At 39.1% G+C, this 11,976-nt stretch carries 8 protein-coding genes; 6 read left to right on the top strand and 2 right to left on the bottom strand.

Annotation, left to right across the window (positions count from 1 at the left end):
* Nucleotides 1–25: 25 nt before the first annotated feature.
* Together EV213_RS19490 and EV213_RS19485 are read right to left on the bottom strand one after the other, a co-directional pair.
* Complete coding sequence (locus EV213_RS19490; protein WP_243740289.1) at nucleotides 26–2,728, bottom strand: alpha-mannosidase; 2,703 nt, start codon at nucleotides 2,726–2,728, stop codon at nucleotides 26–28.
* A gap of 136 nt (nucleotides 2,729–2,864) precedes the next feature.
* A complete protein-coding gene (locus EV213_RS19485; RefSeq protein WP_341770364.1) occupies nucleotides 2,865–3,164 on the bottom strand; it encodes a DUF3502 domain-containing protein in 300 nt (99 codons plus the stop codon).
* A 145-nt stretch (nucleotides 3,165–3,309) separates the two neighbouring features.
* Between EV213_RS19485 and EV213_RS19480 the strand changes: the two genes are divergently transcribed.
* From EV213_RS19480 to EV213_RS19450, 6 genes are all read left to right on the top strand, one after another.
* Nucleotides 3,310–3,498, top strand: coding sequence for a hypothetical protein (locus EV213_RS19480; protein WP_133582249.1), 189 nt, complete (start codon nucleotides 3,310–3,312; stop codon nucleotides 3,496–3,498).
* Entirely contained in the window at nucleotides 3,499–3,795 is a 297-nt protein-coding gene (locus tag EV213_RS19475; RefSeq protein ID WP_133582248.1) for a hypothetical protein, read from the top strand.
* Nucleotides 3,796–4,364: 569 nt separating this feature from the next.
* Nucleotides 4,365–7,379: a type I restriction endonuclease subunit R gene (locus tag EV213_RS19465; RefSeq protein WP_133582247.1), complete on the top strand. Its 3,015-nt coding sequence runs from the start codon at nucleotides 4,365–4,367 to the stop codon at nucleotides 7,377–7,379.
* The gene (locus EV213_RS19460; RefSeq protein WP_133582246.1) at nucleotides 7,372–8,646 is read left to right on the top strand and encodes a restriction endonuclease subunit S; all 1,275 of its coding nucleotides are present in this window, start codon (nucleotides 7,372–7,374) and stop codon (nucleotides 8,644–8,646) included. Before EV213_RS19465 ends, EV213_RS19460 begins: the two co-directional genes overlap by 8 nt.
* A complete protein-coding gene (locus EV213_RS19455) occupies nucleotides 8,643–9,737 on the top strand; it encodes an AAA family ATPase (RefSeq protein ID WP_133582245.1) in 1,095 nt (364 codons plus the stop codon). The genes EV213_RS19460 and EV213_RS19455 overlap by 4 nt, the downstream gene beginning before the upstream one ends.
* Nucleotides 9,730–11,484 (top strand): type I restriction-modification system subunit M, encoded by a 1,755-nt coding sequence (locus EV213_RS19450; protein ID WP_133582244.1) that lies wholly within the window; start codon nucleotides 9,730–9,732, stop codon nucleotides 11,482–11,484. The genes EV213_RS19455 and EV213_RS19450 overlap by 8 nt, the downstream gene beginning before the upstream one ends.
* The last annotated feature ends 492 nt before the right edge of the window (nucleotides 11,485–11,976 follow it).

Here is an 11,976-nt window from a genome sequence, read left to right as displayed (position 1 = left end):
CTCCTTTCGTTCTATCATCGTTGTTTTAGCGAAGCGAGTTGCTTCCGAATGTAACAATCTCATATGGTTTAACCACTTTCGACAAGCGTTCTTTGTTCGTTTCTTCTGTTCGCTCTTCAAGCACATTCGACACATAAAGCGCTCTTCCTTCTACTGATGTAGTAAGAGTGATCTGTTCTGAGGTTGGGTTGTACCAACGAACCATCCAATCACCGTTTTCCGCCTGCTTGAGAGACGTCGGTAAAAGACCATGACCTTCCCAAGAAAGTGGGCTTGTGACTGCTGGCAATGTCGCGCTCACTGTCGTACGAATTTGCGCAGTGAATAAAGAAGACTGAAATTGATAGGCAGCCCCGTATGCAGCGGTTGCCGTCGCTTCCGTATGCGGAATCACCATAATGTCAGTGCTGTGAGCTCCCTGGCATTGGGCTTCTGGAGTGAGGAAGACACCCCAATCCCCAAGCTCACGAACAGAACGAATGAGTGTGACGGCTAACGTGTTTCGACCATCTTGAAGAATCTCGTATTCATTTAACCCTTTGTTGGCGACCGTGAGTCCACGCTCTTCCTTTAAAACGGCACAAAAGGCTTGTTGGTGTTGGCAATTGCTTGGGTTTTCCCATTCCTTTTCAGGCACGTTGGAACGCTTGGCGACTTCAAAAATTGAATCAGCGAAATGCTCATCTGTCTCAATATCGGTAGGGAAAAGCATTCTCAAGCGGTGGTCCTGAGCTGTATTGTCAAACGAAGAACGAATGCGTACACCTTTGCCGTTTTTCTCAAGGATATATTGTGTGTGAATCGCAAGCGTCACTTTGTCCTCAACTCGCTGTGCTTTGCGATGACGAAACTCAACAAGTTCCTGAATTTCAACGTCGAGCGTTTCGTTTGCCTTGACCGGTATTTCGAACGCATGAACCGCCTCAATGACCGCACGGTACGGCGTATCCTCAACGACCGATACGGATGCCTGAACGCCTTTCGTAGTGAGTGGCGTTTCCCCTTCAGGCTGTTTGTAAATGTATTCATTCCCAAGATCTCCACTGTTTTCATAGACCCCAAGATCCTTATAAACGTTTCCTGTCACTTTGTCTGTCAACGTAAGAGAGCCATCTTCTTCAACAACACCGCGAACATAGTCATTTTCGAGCGTGTTGCTCGCTGAAAGGAGGGTGGCCTTGCTTGCTTCTGTCTTCTCCGCAGCAACAAGTGAAAATGCTTTTGTTCCAAAGGCAGGCACGGCTTCTGCCTCAAATGTGACTTCTACATGTCTAGCAATATACGGCTGACGAAAGCGGTCGGTCGGTAAGTCGTAATCAAAATGAGCACCTAGATCAATAATGGTTGCCTCCACGGTGTTCCCTTCAGAATCAACAAGCGAGAAAGTAGGGAGTGTATAAGCTTTCATTTCATTCACTGATTTGCCAGGTCCACCGTTCGCAAATGGCCAAGTGGCTGCTTCGAGCTTTACAGTGACGATCCCTGACGCTTCATCGCCTGACCCATTGGCGACAATAAACGGCAACGAATGGTCAAAGGAGTTGAAGCTGGACGTATCGGTGTGGCTGGCAAGTGCAGACAAGCTCTCCTGCACAATCGTCTCAGCGACATGTGTCGCTTTGTCAAAGCGTGTGACCATTTCACGGTGAACTTCATCCACACTGCATCCACAAATGCTGTCATGCGGGTGATTTTGCATGAGTGTTTTCCAGGCATACGTAAACTTATGCTGTGGATAGTCGTAGCCGACAGAGCTCGCCATCACAGCAAATGGCTCAGCACTTTTCTCAAGCAAGGTTTGCGCATGTTGGTTCATCTGCTTTAGATATACGCGCGCAGAGGCTGTATTCACAAGTGTATACCAGCCGTCTGTTTGCTGACTGCGAAGTTCCCCTTTGATTGTTGTTAAATCGTCTGGAAGCTCAGCTTTCATTGCTTCGATATAGCGATCAAAGTCACTGTGCACAACGTCCAAATCTGGGAGGAGGGCATTCGCCGTTTCAATCGCTTCAGGCAAGTCCGTTTGAATCGGCTGATGATCACACCCATTCATATAAAGGAGATGACTTGTGGACGCAAATCGTTCTGCGCTTTTTAGTTTTTCCTCCCAATATACCTTTGCTTCTTCCTCCGAAGTAGGGACTTCATTTCCGTTTGAATACCAGTTCGCGAAGAGGATGCCAAGGACCTGTGAGCCATCTGGCGCTTCCCACATCATTTCTGAATAAGGCGATTCGAAATTTCCATCACTGACGGTATTATTAAAGCCCGTTGGTTTAACGCCACGTCCAAACGCAGCGGTATCAATGCCAGCCTGCTTTAAAATTTGGGGAGCTTGTCCCATGTTGCCGAACGAATCCGGGAAATACCCAAGCTTTGAGATTTTCCCATAGGCATTTGCATCCTGATGCCCAATTTGCAAGTTTCGTAGGTTTGCTTCACTGCTTGTCAGAAATTCATCCTGCAAAATGTACCATGGACCAATATGAATCCGACCCGCGTTTATGTATTGTGTGACATGTTCGCGTTTTTCAGGACGGACCTGAAAGTAGTCTTCAAGCATAATGGTTTGGCCATCAAGGTGAAAGCTTTCATACCCTTTCCCTTTGTCCAATGTCTCCAAAAGGCTGTCCATAACGTCAATTAACCGCATATGATGGTATTCGTAAGGCATATACCACTCGCGGTCCCAATGCGTGTGTGAAATAAGATGTGCCGTTTTCTTCATCGTTGCCTCCAGTTGATATATCATTTAGGTGTTATTAGATACCTAAAGTATATCATTTTATTGTTTTATATAGTGCCCTTAATTCGAATTGAAGAAAAAAGGCTGGGAAGCGATCCTCGCCTTTTTAATTGCTGCATTATTTTTGCGCTGCAACCCACTCGTCAAGCTGACGCTGAGCTTCTTCCATGACTACATCAAGGCCTGCATTTTTCATTTTTTCAATGGCCTGTGGAACGAATTCCTCTGGATCAACGGAGCCTGTATACAGTGGTCCGATAAATTCTTCTTTCACGTTCTTCACTGCTGCAAGTTCTGTTTTCACATTTGTATCATCGAAGTGGAAGCCTAGAAGAGGGGCATTTACAGCCGAGCTGTTGAATGCGTCAAATTGTTCCCATTTATCTTCAGGATCTTCTTCTTTCAAATACGTAATCATCAAGTTTCCTAAGGAGAAAGAAGGCATGTCAAAAGCGTCGGATTGGCGAGGTAAGTCCTTAATGCGATTTTCAAAATGCTCATGGTAAGAAGAGAATTACAAGCTGTAGGGCACGGACATACAAAGACGATGGAACATACACCACATGCACGAATGGTGGGCATACGTTGATTACTTTAGAACCCTCTTCCATGAATACTTTGCCCAATATGTCGATCAGCTTGAAAAATACGTCCATCTCATGACAGATGATGAGATACAGAATTTTGATGAAGAGATCAAGCGTAAGGAAAAAGAAAAGCACATCGAGAAGCTAAACAAGGACATTAAATGAGTGCAGCAAGAATTCATTATGGAAATCTTTACAAATGATGAGGCTCGAAAGCAAATTGCATCCTTTAAGGAGCAGATCGCATCACTTGAAGAACAGATCGAAACCATGACAGCAGAGAACAGTATGTCAGAACAAGATAAGGTCTCTGCTCACCTTGAAAACATGAGACGGTTTCTAATGCATGGTGACAACATTCCTGAAAATGAAGCAAATGATATTCTGCATGAATTCATTGACAATATCATTTTCGCTAAGGATGGTATTGAGATTGATTTGAAAATTATTATGAAAGAATGAGCAGGTTATTGGTTAATTACCAGTGACCATGGCTCTGCAATAATAACAGTTAGATGCCTGCGGCTACTCTTTACCACAGGCTTTTATAATTTACTCTATTCACTGAATATTACGGTTAAAAAGAGCCGCCATTCCGGTGATTATTTAACTAGCCCTCCGGAAAAAATGAGCCGTGCCTCAACCATTTACTCCTCATCGCTTCATAAATCAGCTTCAAAATTGTCACCCACATAGTACGAAAAGGGCAATTCGAGTAAACAATAAGTATACGGGAAATTCCCCTTTGGTTTAAATGCCTAAATCGTGCTCTTACTGTAGTTGATAGGATATGATAAAATGTACTATAGATATTTATACTATGGTACTTTGCGGAATAATTAAGACTGCGCGTTTGGATTTAGGTTTCTCTCAAGAGAGACTTGCACGCGAACTTCATGTTGGTTTTATGCTGGTGAATTGTCAGGAGATTAACCTTTCAAAACCAAATCGGATGTTCTTCATGCTTTAATCGAGCTTTTAAAAAATAGAAATGTAAGTTCTGAGTCCTTGGAGACATGAGGAGATTAAATATGAAATCTGAAAAGCAAATTGAAGTAAACTTCATTCAAATACTACAAGATTTAAAGTACACATATCGAGAAGACATTCGAGATAAAGTGTCTCTTGAGGTTAATTTCAGAGAACATTTTGAGAGATTGAATCGTGTTAAATTAAGCGATTCTGAATTTGCACGTCTTAGGGACAGCATTATCACTGCAGATGTATTTGTGGCCGCAAAAACGTTACGAGAAATCAACACTTTCAAACGTGATGACGGCATACCTCTTCAGTACACTCTCGTAAACATCAAAGATTGGTGTAAAAATGAATTTGAAGTGATAAAACAGTTACGTATCAATACAGACAACAGTAACCACCGTTATGATGTTATTATTCTTATTAACGGTGTTCCTATTGTTCAAATTGAATTAAAGGCTCAACAAATTACACCCAAAAAAGCAATGGAGCAAATTGTAGATTATAAAAATGATCAAGGCAATGGATACACCAATTCGCTTCTTTGTTTTATGCAGCTATTTATCGTAAGCAACGAAACAAACACATACTATTTTGCCAATAACCATAAAGAACACTTTTGTTTTAATGCAGATGAGAGATTTTTGCCAATTTATGAGTTTGCAGATGAGAAAAATAAAAAAATAACGAATCTGTATGACTTTGCAGATAGATTTTTACTCAAATGCACCCTTGGGCAGTTAATTAGCCGATATATGGTTCTTGTTGTAAGCGAACAAAAACTGATGATTATGCGTCCTTATCAGATTTATGCTGTTAAGGCGATTATGGATTGCATCGAACAAAATCGTGGCAATGGCTACATTTGGCATACTACTGGAAGTGGAAAAACGCTCACTTCTTTTAAAACATCTACACTTTTAAAGGATAATCCTGAAATTGAAAAATGTTTATTTGTCGTGGATAGAAAAGACCTCGATAGACAAACACGCTTAGAATTCAATAAGTTTCAAGAGGGCTGCGTTGAGGAAAACACAAATACCGAAAGTTTGGTAATGCGACTTACTTCTGACGACTATAAAGACAAAGTGATTGTTACTACCATCCAAAAGCTTGGATTAGCCCTTGATGAGGACAGTAGACGTAACCAAGAGAAAAAGAAAAAAGGTGAACTCACCTTTAAAGAAAGATTAGAGAAACTCCGGGATAAACGACTGGCAATTATTTTTGATGAATGCCATCGTTCCCAGTTTGGAGATAACCATGATGCCATAAAGACTTTTTTTCCAAAAGCACAGCTCTTCGGCTTTACCGGAACACCGATTTTCGAAGAAAACTCCACATATAAGAAAATTGATGGCACCGTTGGCTCTTACAAAACAACAAAAGATGTTTTTCAGCAGGAACTTCATGCCTACACAATAACAAATGCAATTGACGATGGTAATGTATTGCGTTTTCATATCGATTATTTCAAACCAGAAGATGATAAGCAGGCTGTGAAAGTATCCACTTCCTCTAAGGAATATAAGCAAGCAGTTGTCGAAGCAATTTTATCAAAGCATGATGCAGCAACATATAACAGACGGTATAATACACTCTTCGCAACATCTTCGATTAATGACGCAATTGAGTATTTTGAGCTATTTAAAATTATGCAAGAAGAACTCAAGAATAGTGGCAATGAAAAATTTAATCCACTAAATATTGCTTGCGTCTTTTCTCCGCCCGCTGAGAGCAATAAAGATGTGAAACAGCTTCAAGAAGACCTTGTACAAGAAAAAGCCGACAATGAGCAGGAGCCCGACAAGAAAAAAGCAGCTCTTAAAGCTATTATAAATGATTACAACACTCAATTTGACACGAACCATAACATAAACGAATTTGACCTGTATTATCAGGATGTTCAAAAGCGTATTAAAGACCAACAATTTACGAATGCAGATTATCCGCACAAAAACAAGATTGATATTACTATTATTGTGGACATGCTGTTAACTGGTTTTGATTCTAAGTATTTAAATACTCTGTATGTTAATAAAAACTTAAAGCAGCACGGCTTAATTCAGGCTTTCTCAAGAACAAATCGTGTTCTAAATCCCACAAAGCCATATGGCAACATTATAGACTTTAGAGGGCTCGAAAATGAGGTCGATGATGCGATTAAACTCTTTTCTGGTACAGAAAGCAGCGAGAAAGTAAAAGAAATTTGGCTAGTTGATCCGGCTCCTGCAATGGTTAAAAAATTGGACAAGGCTGTTGCCGAGCTGGAAAAATTCATGGTATCACATGGGTTGGAGTGCAGATCGGAAGAAGTAAGCAACCTGAAGGGTGATACAGCACGAGCAGAGTTTATTGATAAATTCAAAGATATACAGCGCCTAAAAACGCAATTGGATCAATATACAGATATTGAAGAAGATCAGACAGCAATTATTGAGAAAATGATGCCTGAGGACAACTTGCGTGCATTCCGTGGAGCATATATTGAAACTGCTCAAAGGTTAAAGGCGCAGCAAGGCAAGGATATTGCGGGTAAAGCGCCGGAAATCGAACAAATCGACTTTGAGTTTGTTTTGTTTTCCTCTACCATTATTGACTACGATTATATTATGTCGCTGATTTCAAAATATACGAATCCTGATATTCCTAAAAAGGAGAAAATGACCAAGAAAGAGTTGATTGACCTTATATCATCAACCTCCAATTTAATGGATGAACGAGAAGATATAGAAGAATATATCAACACTTTGGAAGCAGACAAGGGATTGGATGAAAAATCCATAAGGGAAGGCTATCAAAAATTTAAGGCGGAAAAATCAGCTAAAGAATTGAATGCTTTTGCAAAGAAACATGATATAGAGCCGTCCTCATTGCAAGCATTTGTTGATAAAATAATGGAGCGTATGATTTTTGATGGTGAGAAGTTAAGTGACCTCTTAGAGCCTCTTGGCCTTGGCTGGAGAGACAGAACAAAAAAAGAATTAGAATTGATGGATGATTTGATTCCGTTACTGAAAAAGCAAGCAAATGGACGTGAGATTGTGGGGTTAAAGGCATATGAGTAAGAAAGAGAAAAAAGCTTTGGTGCCGTGGCTGAGGTTTCCGGAGTTTCACCCAAGTGTAGAATGGAAAGTAACCACTCTCAATTCACTTGCTGTTAAAATAATAGATAAAAATAAAGATTGTTCTATAACTCGAGTTTTAACAAATTCCGCTACTGATGGCGTTGTAAATCAAAGTGAATATTTTGAAAGAAAAATTGTAACACAAAGCAACATTGATAACTATTTTGTAATTGATAAGGGGGATTACGTTTATAATCCTCGTATTTCAACATCTGCACCGGTAGGCCCTATTTCCAAAAATAAAATAGGGAAGGGCATAATGTCTCCATTGTATACAGTTTTTCGATTTAATAACCCTCGAAATGAATTTTACGAGCAATATTTCAAAACCAATCTTTGGAATAGTTATTTAAAAATAGTATCAAACACTGGAGCGAGGCACGATAGGATCAGTATATCGACAGAGAACTTTATGAAAATGCCTCTTCCTTATTCTTCTTACGAAGAACAACAAAAAATCGCCGAATGCCTTTCCTATCTTGACGATCTTATTACCGCCGAGGATAAAAAATTGTCAGCTCTTAAAATGCACAAAAAGGGCTTAATGCAGAGGTTATTCCCCACCGAAGGCAAAACTGTGCCTGAATGGAGATTTCCAGAATTCAGGGGTTGCGGTGAGTGGGAAGAGAGAAAACTTTCACAAGTTACATCTTATGTGGATTACAGAGGAAAAACTCCAAAAAAATCTAATCTAGGTATATTTTTGCTGACCGCTAAAAATATAAAAATGGGATACTTAGATTATCGGTGTTCACAAGAATATATTCCCGAGAATACCTATAATGTGGTCATGTCAAGGGGTGTGCCACAAGTCGGTGATGTTTTAATAACAACAGAAGCTCCATGCGGAAATGTTGCACAAATTGAAAACGAAAATGTTGCTTTAGCACAAAGGATCATCAAATATAGAGGCGTCGAAGGTAAACTAGATAATACTTACCTGAAATATGTTCTTCTATCACCAAAATTTCAGTATAATTTATCTTCCAAAAGTACCGGGGGTATTGTAAAAGGAATAAAAGGAAGTGTATTACATGAATTACCAATAGATTTCACCAGTTTAAATGAACAAAAACAAATCGCTGACTGTCTTTCATCATTGGACGTATGCATAACCGCACAAGTAGAGAATATAGAAGCTCTAAAAGCCCATAAGAAAGGCTTAATGCAAGGACTGTTCCCTTCTATCGAGGAGGTGGGGGAATGAGTGCTATCTCAGATGAAAATGTACAGGCACTAGCAAGGCGACTTGTTGAATTGAAAAAAAATATTATTTTAGTGTTTGCCTTTAATGGAACCGGCAAGACACGGCTTTCAGTTGAATACAAAAATATAACCAAAGAAATGAACGACGGTAATCATTCCGGTGTTTATTATAATGCTTATAGTGAAGATTTGTTTGTATGGAATAATGATACAATAAAGCTGAATCTCGTGAAATCCAGCCTGAATCAATATCATTCCTCAATAGATGAAGAAAAGCTTCGTGAAAAGCTAGTTGCATACAAGCCAAAGTTTGATTTCCAGTTTAATTATCATACTGATACCTCGCTTGGAATTAGCTCTATTAGTTTTTATACGCAATCAGAAAACGAAGAACAACCTGAGGTTATAAAAATTTCTCGGGGTGAGCAACAAATTTTTATTTGGTGCCTGTTTCTCACAATGTTTGATGTTCAAGGGTGGACAGGTGAACAAAATAGTCATTTCTTTATTGATGATCCAGTTTCAAGCTTAGATGACCATAACATCTTTATTACAGCATCAACAATAATGGCTTTGATTGATGATCATTATGAAAATAGAAAAATCATTATTACAACTCACCACGTTGGACTTTTTTCTATTCTTTCAAACTGGATGACAAAAGGCGAAAAAGCAGATTCATATAAGAAGTTTACTAAAATGCATACTTTAAAAAATTCCTCTAATGAACTATCATTGTTGGATTGTAGAAAAGACGTATTTCTTTATCATCTTGAGTTACTGCAAATGTTACAGCGTGCGGTAAACGACAAGCAGCTATATGCTTATCATTTTGCAATACTAAGACAAGTCCTGGAAAACGTCTCCTCCTTCCTTGGTGTTGGGCGAATATCATATGTGCTTGAACAAATAGGAATAGATGACACTGATGATGTAGCTCGAATAATAAATACATTGTCACATAAAACTGTTTTCCTATACGAGGCAAAAGAATTGGTTCCTGATAACGCAGAACTTTTATCAAATGTGTTAAACAAGCTCCAAGATAAATATAATTTTGTATTACATATAGGTGGTGGTAACTATGCGTGATTTACAACAAATAAAATTAGGTGCAACCCTGTGGGCTATAGCAGATAAACTTCGCGGAGCGATGAATGCCGACGACTTTCGTGATTACATGTTGTCTTTTCTCTTCTTGAGGTATCTTTCAGATAACTATGAACAGGCAGCAAAAAAAGAGCTTGGTAGCGATTTTCTTCATTGTGAGAGTGAAATTAAAAAAATTTATGCTACGAGTAAGCAGGATGAGACTATTAGTGTGATGAAAGAGCATGCAGCGGAATATTTTAGTAAACAAAAATTAGAAGAGAATGCAAAAAAGATATTAATCGATGATCATTTCATATTGTTTGAAAGTAAAAAATTGACCCCGCTTATTATGTGGTACAATAACAATTTGGATCAAGTAGCAATGTTTGAAAAGCAAATGAGACGTAAGCTTCATTATGTAATCCAGCCGCAGTATCTCTGGAGTAATATATACGAATTAGCTCGCACGCAAAACGAGTACCTTTTAAGGACATTACAAGCTGGTTTTAAATTTATAGAAAATGAGTCTTTCGACAGTACGTTTCGTGGATTGTTCTCAGAGGTAAACCTTGACTCTGATAAGCTAGGAAGAAATTACAGCTCTCGCAATGCAATGCTGTGTTCAATTATAACCGAAATTTCCGAGGGGCTTGATGAATTTCCTAATGAGAGTGATCTGCTGGGCAATGCCTACGAATACTTAATAGGTCAGTTTGCAGCAGGATCAGGTAAAAAGGCTGGTGAGTTTTATACCCCCCAGCAGATCTCGACCATCCTTTCTCGCATCGTTATACTTGATAGTCAAGACCCAAGTAAAGGAAAAAAAAGGTACATTAATAATCTACTGGACTTTGCTTGTGGTTCGGGTTCTCTTCTAATCAACGTTAAAAAGCAACTTGAGCCAAACAGCATTAGGCAGATATTTGGACAAGAAAAGAATATCACGACTTACAATCTTGCGCGTATGAACATGCTCTTGCATGGATTTAAAGATTCTGAATTTCAAATATCTCACGGAGATTCATTATTGAATGATTGGGATATTTTCAATGAGATGAACCCGGCCAAGAAATTGGAGTGTGACGCAGTTGTAGCAAATCCACCTTTCAGTTACCGTTGGGATCCAAATGATACACTTGCCGAGGATTTTCGCTTTAAAAACTATGGACTGGCACCCAAATCAGCAGCGGATTTTGCTTTTCTGCTTCATGGTTTCCACTTTTTAAGCGATAATGGCACAATGGCAATCATTCTGCCACATGGTGTGTTATTCCGTGGTGGTGCAGAAGAAAAAATAAGAACAAAATTTCTTAAGGACAATAATATTGACTCAATAATAGGATTACCGGCAAACCTCTTTTTCTCTACTGGTATTCCAGTCTGTATTCTTGTACTAAAAAAGTGCAAGAAATTTGATGATGTGCTGTTTATTAACGCAAGTGAGTACTGCGAAAAGGGGAAACGTCAAAATATCTTATTGCCAGAGCATATTGACAAAATAGTTGACACATATCAATATCGAAAAGATGATGACATAAAGTATTCTCGCCGTGTCTCCATGGAAGAAATTGAAAGGAACGGCTACAACCTGAACATATCAAGGTATGTAAGCACAGCTCCGGAAGAAGAAATTATTAACCTTGCGGATGTAAAAGAGAATTTAGACAGCATTGAAAATGATATAAATGAAGCAAAGGAAAAACATAATCGGTTTTTAAGAGAGCTTGGGTTGCCGGAGTTGAAGTAATCTGGCGCGCGATTGCTCTAACGAAAAACGTTAGATAAACAAGTAAGATAGGAGAGTCGCTCAAATAATGGGTGGCTTTTTTTGCTGGAGGGCTGGTTCAATAATGCCGGAGACGAGGCTCTTTCATACCGGAACGAATTATTCAATTCGCTCAATTATTAATCAATTACTAATCGATTTCTGCAATTTCTAATACATCGGTTATACTTTGCTTTTTATTTTCTAGACCGAATGTTAATGCTTCTCCTGCATGAAGATTCTTGGATGTTGATTAATATTATCACAGCAAATTGATATCAATGTGCCTTTGGATTTTAATCCGAGGGCGTTTTTTTGGTGATTTTTAAAAATTGTGACTCTGAGTCCAGTTCCGGGGTTTACCCAATGATAGCTATTTTTGATTACAGCCAGCCAATGTTACCACCCTCGCCATGTTTTTTACCACTGTTCGCCAATGAATTTACCATGCATCGCCACCGAATTGACCAACGA

Source organism: Aureibacillus halotolerans (assembly GCF_004363045.1).
In the GTDB taxonomy this organism is placed as follows: domain Bacteria; phylum Bacillota; class Bacilli; order Bacillales; family DSM-28697; genus Aureibacillus; species Aureibacillus halotolerans.
Note: the sequence above shows the minus strand (reverse complement) of the source record. Positions and strands in the feature narration are given on the sequence as shown.